This is a genomic window from Stenotrophomonas sp. 115C5 (assembly GCF_056861055.1).
In genome coordinates this window covers 283,535-298,056 of the sequence record NZ_JBSPUQ010000001.1, presented here as the reverse complement: position 1 = coordinate 298,056, position 14,522 = coordinate 283,535, and the positions used below count along the sequence as shown (strand labels likewise).

Genomic DNA, 14,522 nt, shown 5'->3' with positions numbered 1-14,522 from the left:
CTGGCGTACACATCCGGCGTGGGATACTTCGCCGCTTGCAAGAGGCGAGGGAATGCAATGTTCCGTTGGTTTGAATCCCTGATCCCGGTGTTCCCGCCCGTGGATGGGCGCATGCCGCCGCGCAAGGTGCTGCCGTTCTACCTGCACTACCTGCGCCCGGTATGGCCGGTGCTGCTGGCCACGCTCATCGCCGGCCTGCTGCTGGCGTTGGTGGAAGTGGCGATGTTCGACTACCTGGGCCGCATCGTCGACATGGTCGCCGAGCAGCCGGGCGCCGACTTCTTCAAGCGCCACGCCAATGAACTGGGCTGGATGCTGTTCATCACGGTCATCGCGCGGCCGATCCTGGTCGGCCTGCACAACCTGCTGGTCAACCAGGCGATCGTGCCCGGCCTGAGCAACCGCTCGCGCTGGCTGATGCACAACTACGTGGTGCGGCAGAGCCTGAGCTTCTTCCAGAACGACTTTGCTGGCAGCGTCGCCAACCGGGTGATGCAGACCGGTACCTCGCTGCGCGAGTCGGCGGTGCAGATGGTCGACTCGCTCTGGTACATCGTGGTCTATACCGGCACCGCGCTGTACCTGTTCGCGCAGGCCGACTGGCGGTTGATGGTGCCGCTGATCCTGTGGCTGCTGGCCTACGCGGTGATCCTGGCCTACTTCGTGCCGCGGGCGAAGGAACGGGCATGGATCGCTTCCGAAGCACGTTCGAAGGCAATGGGCCGCATCGTTGATGGCTACACCAACATTCCCACGCTGAAGCTGTTCGCCCATGGCGGACGCGAGCAGGCCTACGTGGCCGAGTCGATCCAGGAACTGGCGGTCAAGCACCGCGCACAGACCCGCATCACCACCGGCATGGACCTGACCATCGCCATCGTCAACGGCTTCCTGATTGCCGGTACCTGTGGGCTCGCGCTGTGGCTGTGGAATGGCGGCCACATCACCGTGGGCGCGATCACCCTGGCCACCGGCCTGGTGATCCGTATCCACAACATGTCCGGCTGGATCATGTGGACCATCAACGGCATCTTCGAGGACATCGGCACGGTGCAGGATGGCATCACCACCATCGCCCAGCCGCTGACCGTGCAGGACCGCGAGGATGCGGTGCCGCTGCAGGTGACCCGAGGCGGCGTGCACTTCCAGGACATCCACTTCCACTACGGCAAGAAGGGCGGCGTGATCGCCGGCCTGGACCTGGTGGTGAAGCCGGGAGAGAAGATCGGCCTGGTCGGTCCGTCCGGTGCCGGCAAGTCGACCCTGGTCAACGTACTGCTGCGCCTGTACGACCTGGAAAGCGGCCGCATCCTGATCGACGATCAGGACATTGCCTACGTTACGCAGGAAAGCCTGCGCCAGCAGATCGGCGTGGTCACCCAGGACACCTCGCTGCTGCATCGCTCGATCCGCGACAACCTGCTGTACGGCCGTCCGGACGCGACCGATGAGCAGTTGCGCGCAGCCGTAGCCAAAGCACGTGCCGAAGCCTTCATCGATACGCTGGTGGACGGGCAGGGGCGTCGTGGCTACGACGCGCATGTGGGCGAGCGTGGCGTGAAGCTGTCCGGTGGCCAGCGCCAACGCATCGCCATTGCCCGCGTGCTGCTGAAGGATGCACCGATCCTGGTGCTGGACGAAGCGACTTCGGCGCTGGATTCGGAAGTGGAAGCGGCGATCCAGGACAGCCTGGACCAGCTGATGGGCGGCAAGACGGTGATCGCCATCGCGCACCGGCTGTCGACCATCGCGCGCATGGACCGGCTGGTGGTGATGGACCAGGGCCGCATCGTCGAGACCGGCACCCATGCCGAGCTGATTGCTGCCGGTGGCCTGTATGCGCGCTTGTGGGCGCGGCAGACCGGTGGCTTTGTGGCTGCCGATCAGTGATCGCTCTGCTGCTGGCCCTCAGCCTGGCAACCACGGCCGCAGCCACCGCACCGGCACCCGTGGAAGGCGACCAGCTAGAGCAGGTCATCCTGCTCAGCCGCCACAACCTGCGCGCGCCGGTGGTGGCGTCGGGCGCGCTGGCCAATGCCACTCCGGAGCGCTGGCCAGGCTGGGACGTGGGCGCAGGCGAGCTCACCACCAAGGGCGGCGTGCTGGAGGTCTACATGGGCCGTTACATGGGCCAGTGGCTGCGTCAGGCGCAGCTGTTGCCGGCCTCGGGTTGCCCGCAGCTGGCTGACTTCCACGCCCATGCCAACAGCCTGCAGCGCACCCAGGCCACCGCGCAGTTCTTCGTTGCCGGTGCCTTCCCGGGCTGTCATGTCGCGGTCGAGCAGCGCATGGCGCTGGGCACGATGGATCCGTTGTTCAATCCGGTGATCCATAACAGAGACACGGTCTTCCGCGAGCACGCGCTGTCGGCAATGCAGCGAGCGTTGGCCGCATCGGAACTGGCACCGGCACTGTCCGTGGTGGAGCAGATCACCCGCTACCCGCAGTCGGCGGCCTGTGCGGGGCACAGCGAATGCCATCTGATGCTGGCCGACACGACCTTCAATGCGGAACCGGGCAAGGAACCACGCGCGTCCGGTTCGCTGGCCCTGGCCAGCGGGTTGGTCGATGCCTTGTTGATGGAGCACTACCAGGGCAGTGGCATCCCGCGCGAAGGTTGGGGCCGGTTGACCACCGAGGCGCAATGGCAGGCGCTTGCGCAGATCCGCAACCGCTACCAGGACATCCTGTTCGGAACGCCCGAGGTGGCGCGGGATGTGGCCGGACCGCTGCTGGAACGATTGGGCGCGCTGTTCGAAGATCCGGCAACGCCGAGGGTGACCCTGCTGGTCGGCCATGACTCCAACATCGGGTCCGTGCTCGCCGCGCTGGGAATCAGCGACTACACCCTGCCAGGGCAGTACGAGAAGACGCCGATCGGCGGCCTGCTGCAGTTCGAGCGTTGGCGTGACCGCCGAAGCGGTGGCGGGCGTTTCCGCCTGGCCTACGTCTACCCGACCACTGCGCAATTGCGCGATGCGCTGTCGTTGACGGAAGCGCAGCCGCCGGGCCGTGTCGTGCTGTCATTGCCAGGCTGCGATCCAAGGGGTTGCAGCAGCGTGCAGTTCCAGCAGCTGCTGCAGCGCGCCCATCGCTGAAACAAGGGTCTATCGCAGCGGTGTGCGTACGATGCCATGGGTGGCCATCAACGTAAGGTCGCCACCCAGCCGTGGGGAATGGAACGGTCCGCGTGCATGCGCGGCATCGAACAGCCCGCCATCGGGTGAGCGCAACCGGTAGAACTCGACCCAGCCGCTGGCATGCAGTGGCAGCTGTGCCACACCGGTGTGTTGGTTGAACCACACGGGGTCGTTGCTGCCCTCGATGACCCTGCGGGCAAGCCGGTCAATGGCATGGCCCTTGCTGGCATACCAGTCCTGGCCGCGCAGTCGTGCCAGCTCGGCCATCATTACCAGCGGCGCCAATGCGTAGTCGTGGTAGTGCAGGGCACGTTGCCCGCGGGCCATCTCCAGCGGCAGGCTGCCATCGTCCTGGATGTCATCGATGCCTTTCTGGAATGCCGCGTGGCCGGCCTGCCACAGAGCATCGTCGTCGGTGGCCAGGCCGGTGGCCAGTACGCCCAGGCCGCCCCAGTAGTAGTGGTTGTTGCGGCGCCGTTTCGGGCTGTCCCAGTACGCCAGGTTGGCCCGTGCCAGCTTCTGCAGCCATAGGTCGATGCGTGCTCGCTGCCGGGCATCGGCCTGGTCGTGCACTTTCAAATAGGCCATGGCCACTGCATCGAGCATCCATTGCCGCATGTAGAACGACTGGTCGTTGTTGACCCGGATCATCTGCCCGAGCATGGCGCCATCGTCGGCCCATGCACCCAGCCACACCAGCGTGCATTTCGCCGCCGCCGGGTCGCCGTTGCGCAGGTAGTCATCGCTCATGCGCGCCACGTCGGCGGCATAGCGGTCCAGTGGCGCGGTGGCATCCTTGTTCTGCTGCTGCAGTGCCGGGTCGATGACCGAGCCCACCTTGTCGGTGTAGTAGCCAAGAGCGCGGATGTCCGGCTGGCCGGGCGGCGGCGGGGGGCAGGCGGCGAAGGCAGGACCGGCCGCCAGCGCAGCGGAGAGGAGGCCAAGGTGCAGCACCGGGGAGGGCATGGGAACCTGCAGGGACGGGGAGGCGATGCGAACGATGCGCCCGGAGTCGTTTGCCAGCTGTGAGGCCGCACAGGCCCGGTTTGCAAGTATTCAGGGCCGGAGCGGCGCCTGAAGCTCAAGAGTTGGCTAGTCTGTCGTCATCAATTCAGCGGGAGGGAGTGGCGATGAGAATCACGGATTTTCTCGTGATGGACGGCGAGGGTGACGAGATCCCTGCTGATCCGCATGGTAACCATGTGGCTTTCAACTGTTTCGAGTGCGGATACCCGGTAGTGGCGGGCTCATTGGAAAACGAGCGTGGCAGTGATGAGGATTGTCCTGCCGCCTGTCGTGGCTGTGGTGCCGAGTACTTCGTAGATCTGCGGCTGAGCTCAAAGAAAATGTACATCCATCTGCTCTGACCCGGCAGCAGCCCAAGCAGGGGCGAACAGAAAAAGCGGCCCGGGTTTCCCCGGGCCGCTCCGCTTCATCTCACACCGTCCCGATCACTCGATCGGCTGGTCCAGCATCAACTGGCGTGCGAAGCGCACCGGCGGTGCGCCGTAGGACAGCACCTGGTCGTGGTAGGCCTTCAGGTTGAACTTGTCGCCCAGCTTCTCCTGCACCGCCTTGCGGGTGTCGAAGTGTTCCTGCGCACCAACGAAGTAGGTCGGCAGCTGCGCCGAGGTCAGCTGTGCGCGCACCCACTTGCCCGAGGCTTCGCTTTCCTGCTGGAACGCATCGTGGGTCATCAGGTGCATCGCCTTCTCGCGATCCCAGTTGTCCACGTGCACGCCCTGGTCGAGGATCGCGTTGGAGATCGTGCGCAGGTAGAACTTCAGCTGCACCAGATGGAACAGCGGATCGTTGTTGAGGTAACCCTGCTCCTGCATCATGCGCTCGGTGTAGACCGCCCAGCCTTCGGCGAACAGGCCCGAACGCAGCACCGCACGCAGGGTGGAGGGGAACTTGGCCGAATGCCAGCCTTCCAGGTAATGGCCCGGGGTGCCTTCGTGGATGCTCAGCAGGTGGATCATGCGCGAGTTGTACTCACGCAGGAACGAGTCGACCTGCTTGTCGTTCCAGTCGTCAGGAATCGGCGACACGGCGTAGAAGGTCTTCAGGTTCTTGTCCAGCGGGCCCGGTGAATCGCAGTAGGCCACGGCCACGCCACGCTGGAATTCCGGCATCAGGATGATGTCGACCGGCGCATCGGGCAGCGTCATCAGGTCGTGCTCGCGCACGAACGCGGTGGACTGCTCCAGTGCGGCCTTGGCATCGTCGACCACCTTGTCGCGCGCCGGCTTGTCGGCGTAGGCCAGTTCCAGCGCGGCCTCGATCGCCTTCTGCTGCTGCTCGTCGGTCGGCTGCGCCGGCATTTCCGGCGCACCCGGCTTGTCCTTCAGCACGGTCTGCGCGATGCCGTACATGTCTTCGCGCACACGCTTGAGTTCGGCACGTGCACGCTCACCGATCTCCTGGCGCGACAGCGACGAGCTCAGCGCGAACTTCAGCTTCTGGTCGTACTTTTCTGCACCGATGCGGAAATCGCCCTTTGCGTTCGGCACCAGGGTCTTGTCCAGCCAGGTCTGCTGCTCGTCCACCGCCTTCTTCAGGCCGTCGATGGCGGCCTGCAGGCGCTGCTGGTCGGCCTGTGGCAGTTCACCGATGTGTGGGGTGATGAAGGTATCGACGATGCTGAGGATGCCCTTGTTCTGCTTGGCCACCGTCTCTGCATGGATCTTCGGCACGCGGGCTGGATCCAGGTTCTCACGTGCCTGGGCGAAGATCGCCGGCAGCTTTTCCATGCGCGCGGTCGCCGACTTCAGGCGCTCCGGCAGCGGCGCGAACTCGCGCGCCATCAGGCCGTAGATCGCGCTGCCAGCGATGCCGTTGTACAGCTGCGGGTCCCACTTGCCGGACTGCAGCACTTCGGCATTCCAGATTTCCGATTGCAGCTGGTTGCGCAGGATCGCCGCATCCACCTGGTTCTCGCGGCCCAGCTTGGCTACCTCGATCTTGTCCAGCTCGCCCAGCAGCGCCTTGTAGGCGGTCACGGTTTTCTGCTGGCCGGCGGCACTCAGGTCGTCCAGCTCGCTGTCGTAGCGGTGGTCGCCGATCTGGGTGGCGCTGACCGGCGACAGCTGCATCCAGGTGTCCAGGGCGCGCTTGGACAGATCGGCGAAGGCGGCGTCGACCGCCGCGTCACCGGCCTGCTGGCTGGTGGCCGGGGTGGAACCGTTGGTCGGGGCGTCGGCCGGCTGGCAACCGGCGAGGGCGGCGACCAGGGCGAGGGCAAGAAGATGCGGGCGCATCGGCGTTCCTGTACAGGGTCAAACCCCGAGCATAGGGCCCCGGGGCTGCTTTGTCCCCGTGCCATAGGATTACCATGGGCGCAGACAAGGACCCTCCAGCGGAGCGCAGGACATGCAATACCAGGGAAGCTGCCATTGCGGCAGGATCGCATTCACCGTACAGGCCGAGGCGCCGATCAGCGACGTCATCGACTGCAACTGCTCGATGTGCCGCCGCCGGGGCGGCCTGCTGTGGTTCGCCCCGCGCGCGGCGTTCCAGCTGAGCACCGACCCGGCGGACGTGGCGACCTATCACTTCAACAAGGCGCACATCGATCATCACCATTGCCGCGAGTGCGGCATTGCCCCCTACAGCGAGGCGGTGGATCCGCGCAGCGGTACGCCGATGGTGGCGGTGAACGTGCGCTGCGTGCCTGCAGTGAATCTGGCCACGCTGGCAGTGACCTCCTACGACGGAGCCGCACTGTGAGGCCGGTGCGTACGTGGACGCGCGTGGCAGCGATGCCGGTATTGCTGCTGGCGCTGGCAGCCTGTGCAAAAAATGGTGAGCGCGCGGCCGATGCGGGCGCCACTGCCGCCGAAGCTGCTGTTGCTTCACCGGAAGGCGCATTCCTCGCCTACGAACACGACGTGCAGGTGCAGCTGGAAGCGGGACAGATCGCACCGCGCATCCAGCAGGTGGCACAGGCCTGCCAGAGCGCGAAGTTCGGTGACTGTGCGGTGCTGCAGGTCGATCAGCGCAGTGGCGAGCAGCCCAGCGGCGAGGTCAAGGTACGCATCGCCCCGAAGGGTACCGAGCCGTTGATCGCGATGGCCGGTGAGGGGGGCACGCTGCAGTCGCGCAATACGCGCGCCGAGGATCTCGCACAGGAAGTGGCCGATACGGCACTGACCAAGGCCCGGCTGGAAAAGGAGCACGCGCGGCTGTTGTCCTACCAGGACCGCAAGGACCTGAAGATCGAGGACCTGATGGCGATCACCACGCGGCTGTCGGAGATCGAAGCGGGCGTCGAGCAGGCCAGCAAGGATGCCGCGCAGCAGCGCCGGCGCATCGATACCCAGCTGGTGACGATCCACTTCGGAACCACATCCGGCCAACGCAGCCGCAGCGAGATCGGTGAGGCGCTGAGCGAGTCGGGCAGCATCCTCAGCACCAGCATCGCGTTCCTGATCCGCGCTGTTGCCGCGCTGCTGCCGGTGGCAGTGTTGGCCATGATCGCGGCCTGGGGTGTGCGTGCGTGGTGGCGTCGCCGCCGTCGCAAGCTGCCGCCCAACCTGTGAGGGGAAGGCTGATGCCGGCAGCCAGACGGCATCAGCCCTCGTCGGTCTCGTACTCGACGAACACATCCAGTTCCAGTGCCAGTTCCTGCACCGCATCGCGCACCTTCTGCGCGGTGCTTTCATTGCCGACTTCCACTTCCAGTTCGTGGATGCCCGGGCCGATGTCATCAGACAGCCCGGCCGAACTGGAATCGTCGTCGTCCATGTGCGGCATCAGGTCGTCGGTTTCCTCGACATGTTCGATGCCGTCCAGGCCGAGCAGCAGGTCGCTGATGGCACGGGCGTCGTCTTCGGTTCCGGTGATGCGCAGTCGCAGCATGGCCATGGCATAGGTACGTTGTGGAGTTGCCTGCAGCCTAGCCAGCGCCAGGCAAAGAACGGGTGAGGGCGCAGTCAGGCGCGTGTGGCCGGGCGTCCCAGCAGGCTGTCCGGCAATGCCGGAATCGGCGTGCGTTCGTCCTGCGCCTGCTCCAGCAACCAGTCGATGAACAGGCGCGCGGCGGGGCTGGGTGGTTGTCCTTCGGCATGCACCACGTGATACGCATAGCGCGCCTTGAGCGCCGGGCCGGGCAGGCGCACCACCTCGTAGCGCTGCAGGTAGGGTTGAGCGATGTGGGTGCGCGCCAGCACCGCACCCATGCCGTACACCGCTGCACGCATCGCATCGGTGCTGTCGGCGAAGGTGTGCATCGGCGGCAGCGGCGACGGTGGGCGCACGCCGGCGTGGCGGAACCAGTCGCGCCAGCCCTGTGGTGACAGATCGGTCAGCAGCGGCAACCCTGCGATGCGCGCCGGATCGACCAGTGTTTCGACCCCGGGCAATGCCGGTGAGGCCACCGGGAACAGGTAGTCATCCATCAGGTGCTGTGCACGCAGGCCCGGCCACTGGCCCAGGCCGTAGCGGATGCCGACCTCCGGCCCATTGTCGTCATAGCGATCCAGGCCGCTGCCGGTGTGCAGTTCGATGCGGACGTGCGGATAGGCCTGGGTGAAGCGTGGCAGTCGCGGCAGCAGCCAGCAGTAGGAAAGCGAACGCAGCGTGGTGATCCGCAGCGGCACGCTGTCAGCATCTGGCTGCAGGTGATGGGCGACCGCCGCGACATCAGTGAAGGCGGCGCTGGCGGCGTCGGCCAACTGCCGGCCCTCGGCGGTCAGGCGCACGCCGCGGGCGTGGCGCAGGAACAGCCGGGTCTCCAGCACCTCTTCCAGGCGCCGCACATGGTGGCTGACCGCGCTGGCGGTCAGGTGCAGTTCCTGCGCGGCCTGGGCGAAGTTCTGGTGGCGCGCGGCGACCGCGAATACGGCCAGCGCTGGGAGCAGGGAAGGGCGTAGCTGCATGTCGAGCCTCAAACCATATTTGTGGCTGGCAGCGATACTACGCGCTTGTGCGGCGGGCGTCTGCGCCTGATCCTGTCTGCCTTGGCGAGGAACAGACGATGGACGGAGGCAGGGCATGAATGCGGTCCCACAGGCGGCCGAGCGCGACTGGCGCACGCCGCTGGAGTTGACCCTGCTGGGCGCCATCTGGGGCTGCTCGTTCCTGTTCATGCGGGTGGCGGTGCCGTCGTTCGGCCCGTTCGCGCTGGTCGAGGTGCGGCTGGTGCTGGGCGCGCTGGTGCTGCTGCCGTTCCTGTGGCGCGCCCGCGCGCAGTTCCCGCCGCGGCGCTGGCTGTGGCTGGCACCGATCGGCCTGATCAATTCGGCGCTGCCGTTCGTGCTGTTCGCCTATTCTGCCGAGCAGGCGCCGGCGGCGATCGGCGCGATCTGCAATGCGATGACCGTGCTGTTCGCCGCGCTGATCGCGTTCCTGTTCTTCGGTGAAAAGATTGGCATGCGCCGTGCCGGTGCGCTGCTGGTCGGCTTTGCCGGCGTGGTGGTGCTGGCCACGGCCAAGGTCTCCGGCCTGAGCATCGGCACCGCGGTGCTGGCCGGTGCGGCGGCCTCGCTGCTGTACGGCCTGGGCGTGAACCTGGTGAAGCGGCACATGACCGGCCTGCCGTCGGCCGCGGCTGCGGCAGCCACGCTGTCGTGTGCCTCGCTGTGGATGCTGCCGATGGCGGTGACGCACTGGCCGCAGGCGGCGATTTCGCTGAAGGCCTGGGGCGCGGCGATCGCCTTGGGCGTAGCCTGCACCGGGCTGGCGTTCCTGATGTTCTACCGCCTGATCGGCCGCATCGGCCCGTCACGCGCGTCGACGGTGACGTACCTGATTCCGCTGTTCGGCGCGGCGTTTGCGTGGTTGTTCCTGGGCGAGGCGGTGACGGTGCAGATGCTGATTGCCGGTGCGTTGATTCTGGGTAGTGTGGCGGTGAGTCAGAAGGGCTGAGGGTGCCGAAGCGCTGGTAGTGCCGGGCGCTGCCCGGCAGGTCTTTTCCGCGCCTGCGGAGAGGTGTCACTTTCTTTGCTCGTGCAAAGAAAGTAACCAAAGAAACACGCCGCCAGGTCGCGAGCCGGTGCTGCGCACCGGTGCCCTGCGCTCCTCGGCCCGTCGAGGGACGGCGCGGGAACTCGCTGCGCTCAGACACCCGCGCCTCTTCGCCCTCGCCGGACCTGCGGTGCTCGGCTCGCTCAAGGCGGACTGGAAGGTCAAGATCAACAGCAAGATCATTCACGCATGGCGTGGAACTACTGGGCGCAGCTGTGGCCTTTGAACTGGGTCCGCCTTGAGCGAGCCGAGCATCGCAGGGGAATCAGGGGCGAAGAGGTGCCGATGTCTGAGCGCAGCGAGTTCGGCACCGTCCCCTGATTCACCGAGAAGCGCAGGGGACCGACGTGCGAAGCACGGCGGCTCGCGACCTGGCGGCGCGTTTCTTTTGGTTACTTTTCTTTTCGCGCGAAAAGAAAAGTGACGCCCATGAACAATGAAGCACCTTCAGCACGCGCCACGCGATGAACCCGCGACGGCGTTACTTCACCGGAACCGGAATATTGCAAAGGTCGATATGCCCGGCCGGGCGCTTGTAGAAATCATCCACGCGATTGCGGCGTGCCTCCACCGTATCGGCGAAGGTCTTCGAATCGGTGCGCAGCACCTGGATCGGCGTGCGCTCGGCCACCGGCACGTCGCTGGCACGGCGGATCGACACGATCGGCGTGCGCAGTTTCGGGTCGGTGTAGAAGCCCATCGGCGCCGGCCCGCGCGGGATCGCGCTGAGCAGCTCCATGCCCTTCAGCACGCGGCCGACCAGGGTGATGTTGCGGTCCAGCTGACGCGGCGACTGGCCGGTCACCACATACAGTTCGGCACCGATGCTGCTGTCTTCCTCGTTGCTGCGGCCGGCGCCGAGCATGCCGTAGCAGTGCGCCAGCCAGGCCTTGCCGGCCTGCGGGTCCTGGCCGACCGGGAAGCCGTCGACGAAACCGGTCTGCGCGGCCCAGCCATCGCGATCCGGCAGCACGCTGACCTTCAGGCCGGCGCTGGCGCGATCGAACTCGGCCGGCAGCTTGCGCGCAGCACTGCCGAACGGCTTGGCCTTGGCCGCGTCATCGGCGTCGGCATCGCCGAACTGCACCACGAAGTTGTCCTGCGAGCGGTAGATGCTGGTGCCGTCCCAGAAATGCTCGTGGGCGAAGGTCTGGATGTTGGCTACATGCCGCGGGGCGAACTGCGGCGCCAGCTCGATGATCACCCGCCCGGCGGGCAGGTCCATGTACAGCAGGTTGGCCGGGTCCGGCGTGCGCCAGTCGCTGGCCGCCGAGGCGTCGAGGATCTGCTGCGGGCTGCGGTACGGGGCGGCAGCGCTGGCCAGCGAGGGCAGCAGGCAGGCCAGGGCGAGGGCGGTCAGTGCAAGGCGACGGCGGTGCGGCATGGGAACCCCGGAACATGAACGAGGGTTCGATTCTGCGTGAGCCGCGCAGCCGCGCCAACCGGCACGATGACTAACGACACATTCGCTATACCGAACTTCGCACTACTGTGGACTTCAACGTAGTGGAGGGCAGGTCATGGTCGAAGACGATGTCCATCTGAAGAAGTTCCAGAAGGAGCTCAGCGCCGGAACCGTGTCGCTGGCCCTGCTGGCGGTGCTGGCCCGGGCCGGCGAGCCGCTGTATGGCTACCTGATTGCCAAGGAACTGGAGCGCGTGGGCGAGGGCGTGCTGAGCGGCAAGCAGAGCGCGCTGTACCCGGTGCTGCGCAACCTGGAAGGGGCCGGGCTGCTGGAAAGCCATGTGGAGCCGTCCAGCAGCGGACCGCCGCGGCGCTACTACCGCATCAATGAACGTGGCCGCGACGTGCTGGCGCAGTGGCGCCAGGCCTGGCAGGCCACCCGCGATTCCGTCGATTCCGTGTTGGAGGGGGTACCGCAATGAACGACCCGAGCCTGGCAGGCCGAGCCCTGCCGACCACCATCCCGCAGTACCTGGCGCAGCTGCGCGCGGCGCTGGACGGCGCAGACCCGGCGATGGTGCAGGACGCGCTGTACGACGCCGAGGAGTACCTGCGCTCGGAGCTGGCGGCGCAGCCCGGTCGCAGCGAGGCCGAGGTGATCGCCGACGTGGCCGGCAGCTACGGCGCGCCGGACGAAGTCGCCGATATCTACCGCGAGACCGAAGTGACGGTGAACCGCGCGCTGCGTACGCCGCGTGCGGATACCGCGCCGGTGCTGCGTGCGGCGGCGGAAGCCAGTGGCGTCGAGCCGGCCTCACCGCCGCCGGCGCCGGTGCAGCGTTCGCTGCTGGCGCGCTTCTTCGGCGTGGTGACCGATCCGCACACCTACGGTGCGCTGTTTTACATGCTGCTGTCGCTGGCCACCGGCATCTTCTTCTTCACCTGGGTGGTGACCGGCCTGTCATTGTCGCTGGGCCTGCTGATCCTGATCATCGGTATTCCGCTGACCGTGCTGTTCTTCGGCTCGGTGCGCGGGCTGGCGCTGTTGGAAGGGCGGTTGGTGGAAGCACTGCTGGGCGAGCGCATGCCGCGTCGCCCGCGTTACACCGACCGCAGCCGCACCTGGCTGCAGCGCATCGGCGACATGTTCACCGATGGCCGTACCTGGCTGACCCTGCTGTACTTCGTGCTGATGCTGCCGCTGGGCGCCATCTACTTCACCATCGCGGTGACGTTGCTGTCGCTGTCGCTGAGCCTGATCTGGGCACCGGTTGCGGCGATCTTCAGTGGCGACATCCCCGGTGTGTACATCAACGACGTGAATGTACTGCCGATGGCGGCCTCGCCGCTGGTAGCAATCGCGGTTGCCGCGGCGGGCGCGCTGCTGCTGCTGCTGACGATGCACCTGGCACGCGGCATCGGCAAGCTGCACGGGCTGATCGCCAAGAACCTGCTGGTGCGGTTGTAAGCAGGAGTCGGTGCCTTGGTAGGTGCCAACCTTGGTTGGCATCACCATCAACGTCGGGATGTTTGACGGGCTCCGCGCTGGTAGGTGCCAACCTTGGTTGGCACGCTCCATCAGCTACCGGGATGTTCGGCGAGCTCCGCTCTGGTGGAGCGCCAACCAAGGTTGGCATCCACCAGGGCGTACCGACCAAGGTCGGCACCCAGCACGGGGGAATTACCCCGCCTTTCGCCGCAACGGGGTGACGTTGCTCTTCTTCTTCGTGACCTTCGCCGCCGGTGCTTCGGCATGCGCGGCGAAGAAGTCGCGCACCTTCGGGTACACCACCTCGCGCCAGCGACGGCCGCTGAAGATGCCGTAGTGGCCGGCACCTTCGACGATGAAATGCTCACGGCGGTCCGCAGTGATGCCGGTGCACAGCGCCTGCGCGGCTTCGGTCTGGCCGAGGCCGGCGATGTCGTCCAGCTCGCCCTCGATGCTCAGCAGCGCGGTATCGCGGATCGCCGACGGATCGACCTTCTCGCCGTTGACCACCCACTCGCCACGCGGCAGCAGGAAGTCCTGGAACACCACGCGGATGGTATCGAGGTAGTACTTGGCCGGCATGTCCAGCACCGCGTTGTACTCGTCGTAGAAACGACGGTGCGCGTCGGCGTCTTCCAGGTCGCCCTTGACCAGGTCGGTGTAGAAATCCCAGTGCGAGCTGAAGTGGCGGCTCGGGTTCATCGACAGGAAGCCGGCGTGCTGCAGGAAGCCCGGATACACGCGACGGCCGGCGCCGGGATAGCTGGCCGGCACGGTGTGGATGACGTTGTTCTCGAACCACGACAGCGGGTTCTGCGTGGCCAGGTTGTTCACTGCGGTCGGGCTGCAGCGCGCATCGATCGGGCCACCCATCATCACCAGCGTGCGCGGCGTCGGCTCGCCACGGCTGGCCATCAGCGAAACCGCAGCCAGCACCGGTACGGTCGGCTGGCACACGCTCACCACGTGCAGGCGCTCGACGCCGAGGTGGCGGATGAATTCCTGGATGTAGGCGATGTAATCGTCCAGGCCGAACTCACCTTCGCTGGACGGCACCATGCGCGCGTCGACCCAGTCGGTGACGTACACGCGGTGGTCGCGCAGCAGCGTGCGCACGGTATCGCGCAGCAGCGTGGCGTGGTGGCCGGACAGCGGCGCCACCACCAGCACGAACGGCTGGTTGAGCATCGTGTGCAGCTGGTCGGCTTCATTGCTGTGGCGCTTGAAGCGCAGCAGCTTGCAGAACGGCTTGCTCACTTCCTCGTGCACGACGATCGGCACGCGTTCGCCATCGACGTCGATTTCGTTGATGCCCCATTCGGGCTTCTCGTAATCCTTGCCGATGCGATGGAACAGCTCATTGACCGCCGCCAGGCGATCAGCGCCGGGCATCTGCGACCACCAGTGGCCCTGGTTGGCGAAGAACTTGGCGTTGGCCTGGGCCTGGTGCACCCAGGGGGCGAGCAGGTTGCGGGTCAGTTCGTGCAGTTGATAGAGCATGACGACCGAATATGTATGGTCAT

At 66.2% G+C, this 14,522-nt stretch carries 14 protein-coding genes; 8 read left to right on the top strand and 6 right to left on the bottom strand.

Annotated features, from left to right (window positions below):
• Positions 1-57 precede the first annotated feature (57 nt).
• Both smrA and agp read left to right on the top strand, forming a co-directional pair.
• Positions 58-1,890, top strand: a complete 1,833-nt coding sequence (gene smrA, locus AC13FN_RS01435) for a multidrug efflux ABC transporter SmrA (protein ID WP_071305504.1) — start codon at positions 58-60, stop codon at positions 1,888-1,890.
• The gene (gene agp / locus AC13FN_RS01430) at positions 1,887-3,098 is read left to right on the top strand and encodes a bifunctional glucose-1-phosphatase/inositol phosphatase (RefSeq protein ID WP_054171323.1); all 1,212 of its coding nucleotides are present in this window, start codon (positions 1,887-1,889) and stop codon (positions 3,096-3,098) included. The genes smrA and agp overlap by 4 nt, the downstream gene beginning before the upstream one ends.
• A 9-nt stretch (positions 3,099-3,107) precedes the next feature.
• Here the strand turns inward: agp and AC13FN_RS01425 are convergent, their stop codons facing one another.
• Entirely contained in the window at positions 3,108-4,106 is a 999-nt protein-coding gene (locus AC13FN_RS01425) for a polysaccharide lyase (protein ID WP_054171324.1), read from the bottom strand.
• Positions 4,107-4,270: 164 nt separating this feature from the next.
• Here AC13FN_RS01425 and AC13FN_RS01420 point away from each other — a divergent pair, with 164 nt between their 5' ends.
• A complete protein-coding gene (locus AC13FN_RS01420) occupies positions 4,271-4,507 on the top strand; it encodes a hypothetical protein (RefSeq protein WP_049433857.1) in 237 nt (78 codons plus the stop codon).
• 84 nt (positions 4,508-4,591) lie between these two features.
• On the opposite strand, the gene AC13FN_RS01415 is transcribed toward AC13FN_RS01420, so the two are convergent.
• Positions 4,592-6,400, bottom strand: a complete 1,809-nt coding sequence (locus AC13FN_RS01415; RefSeq protein WP_460131702.1) for a DUF885 domain-containing protein — start codon at positions 6,398-6,400, stop codon at positions 4,592-4,594.
• Positions 6,401-6,512: 112 nt separating this feature from the next.
• Between AC13FN_RS01415 and AC13FN_RS01410 the strand changes: the two genes are divergently transcribed.
• Positions 6,513-6,869: a GFA family protein gene (locus AC13FN_RS01410; protein WP_460131704.1), complete on the top strand. Its 357-nt coding sequence runs from the start codon at positions 6,513-6,515 to the stop codon at positions 6,867-6,869.
• A 32-nt stretch (positions 6,870-6,901) separates the two neighbouring features.
• Positions 6,902-7,681 (top strand): DUF4349 domain-containing protein, encoded by a 780-nt coding sequence (locus AC13FN_RS01405; protein ID WP_460134557.1) that lies wholly within the window; start codon positions 6,902-6,904, stop codon positions 7,679-7,681.
• Positions 7,682-7,712: 31 nt separating this feature from the next.
• Here the strand turns inward: AC13FN_RS01405 and AC13FN_RS01400 are convergent, their stop codons facing one another.
• Positions 7,713-8,006, bottom strand: coding sequence for a hypothetical protein (locus AC13FN_RS01400; RefSeq protein ID WP_005415831.1), 294 nt, complete (start codon positions 8,004-8,006; stop codon positions 7,713-7,715).
• Positions 8,007-8,074: 68 nt separating this feature from the next.
• Positions 8,075-9,019, bottom strand: a complete 945-nt coding sequence (locus tag AC13FN_RS01395) for a LysR substrate-binding domain-containing protein (RefSeq protein ID WP_478414043.1) — start codon at positions 9,017-9,019, stop codon at positions 8,075-8,077.
• A gap of 115 nt (positions 9,020-9,134) precedes the next feature.
• On the opposite strand from AC13FN_RS01395, the gene AC13FN_RS01390 reads away from it, so the two are divergent.
• Positions 9,135-10,007, top strand: coding sequence for a DMT family transporter (locus AC13FN_RS01390; protein WP_460131706.1), 873 nt, complete (start codon positions 9,135-9,137; stop codon positions 10,005-10,007).
• A gap of 580 nt (positions 10,008-10,587) precedes the next feature.
• Here AC13FN_RS01390 and AC13FN_RS01385 read toward each other — a convergent pair.
• Positions 10,588-11,490 carry a peptidylprolyl isomerase gene (locus AC13FN_RS01385; protein ID WP_049433852.1) on the bottom strand — a complete coding sequence of 301 codons (903 nt, stop codon included), beginning with the start codon at positions 11,488-11,490 and terminating at the stop codon, positions 10,588-10,590.
• 136 nt (positions 11,491-11,626) lie between these two features.
• On the opposite strand from AC13FN_RS01385, the gene AC13FN_RS01380 reads away from it, so the two are divergent.
• Entirely contained in the window at positions 11,627-11,992 is a 366-nt protein-coding gene (locus tag AC13FN_RS01380; protein ID WP_049411468.1) for a PadR family transcriptional regulator, read from the top strand.
• On the top strand, positions 11,989-12,978 hold the full coding sequence (locus AC13FN_RS01375) for a sensor domain-containing protein (protein WP_482984285.1): 990 nt from the start codon (positions 11,989-11,991) through the stop codon (positions 12,976-12,978). Before AC13FN_RS01380 ends, AC13FN_RS01375 begins: the two co-directional genes overlap by 4 nt.
• Before the next feature lie 213 nt (positions 12,979-13,191).
• Here the strand turns inward: AC13FN_RS01375 and AC13FN_RS01370 are convergent, their stop codons facing one another.
• Positions 13,192-14,499: a polyhydroxyalkanoate depolymerase gene (locus tag AC13FN_RS01370; protein ID WP_217015518.1), complete on the bottom strand. Its 1,308-nt coding sequence runs from the start codon at positions 14,497-14,499 to the stop codon at positions 13,192-13,194.
• Between the last annotated feature and the right edge of the window lie 23 nt (positions 14,500-14,522).

What these genes read in the sequence shown, in the direction of transcription:
- smrA (WP_071305504.1), top strand. Translation starts at nt 58, where the DNA reads ATGTTCCGTTGGTTTGAATCCCTGATCCCGGTGTTCCCGCCCGTGGAT.
- AC13FN_RS01425 (WP_054171324.1), bottom strand. Translation starts at nt 4,106, where the DNA reads ATGCCCTCCCCGGTGCTGCACCTTGGCCTCCTCTCCGCTGCGCTGGCG.
- AC13FN_RS01420 (WP_049433857.1), top strand. Translation starts at nt 4,271, where the DNA reads ATGAGAATCACGGATTTTCTCGTGATGGACGGCGAGGGTGACGAGATC.
- AC13FN_RS01415 (WP_460131702.1), bottom strand. Translation starts at nt 6,400, where the DNA reads ATGCGCCCGCATCTTCTTGCCCTCGCCCTGGTCGCCGCCCTCGCCGGT.
- AC13FN_RS01410 (WP_460131704.1), top strand. Translation starts at nt 6,513, where the DNA reads ATGCAATACCAGGGAAGCTGCCATTGCGGCAGGATCGCATTCACCGTA.
- AC13FN_RS01405 (WP_460134557.1), top strand. Translation starts at nt 6,902, where the DNA reads ATGCCGGTATTGCTGCTGGCGCTGGCAGCCTGTGCAAAAAATGGTGAG.
- AC13FN_RS01400 (WP_005415831.1), bottom strand. Translation starts at nt 8,006, where the DNA reads ATGGCCATGCTGCGACTGCGCATCACCGGAACCGAAGACGACGCCCGT.
- AC13FN_RS01395 (WP_478414043.1), bottom strand. Translation starts at nt 9,019, where the DNA reads ATGCAGCTACGCCCTTCCCTGCTCCCAGCGCTGGCCGTATTCGCGGTC.
- AC13FN_RS01390 (WP_460131706.1), top strand. Translation starts at nt 9,135, where the DNA reads ATGAATGCGGTCCCACAGGCGGCCGAGCGCGACTGGCGCACGCCGCTG.
- AC13FN_RS01385 (WP_049433852.1), bottom strand. Translation starts at nt 11,490, where the DNA reads ATGCCGCACCGCCGTCGCCTTGCACTGACCGCCCTCGCCCTGGCCTGC.
- AC13FN_RS01380 (WP_049411468.1), top strand. Translation starts at nt 11,627, where the DNA reads ATGGTCGAAGACGATGTCCATCTGAAGAAGTTCCAGAAGGAGCTCAGC.
- AC13FN_RS01375 (WP_482984285.1), top strand. Translation starts at nt 11,989, where the DNA reads ATGAACGACCCGAGCCTGGCAGGCCGAGCCCTGCCGACCACCATCCCG.
- AC13FN_RS01370 (WP_217015518.1), bottom strand. Translation starts at nt 14,499, where the DNA reads ATGCTCTATCAACTGCACGAACTGACCCGCAACCTGCTCGCCCCCTGG.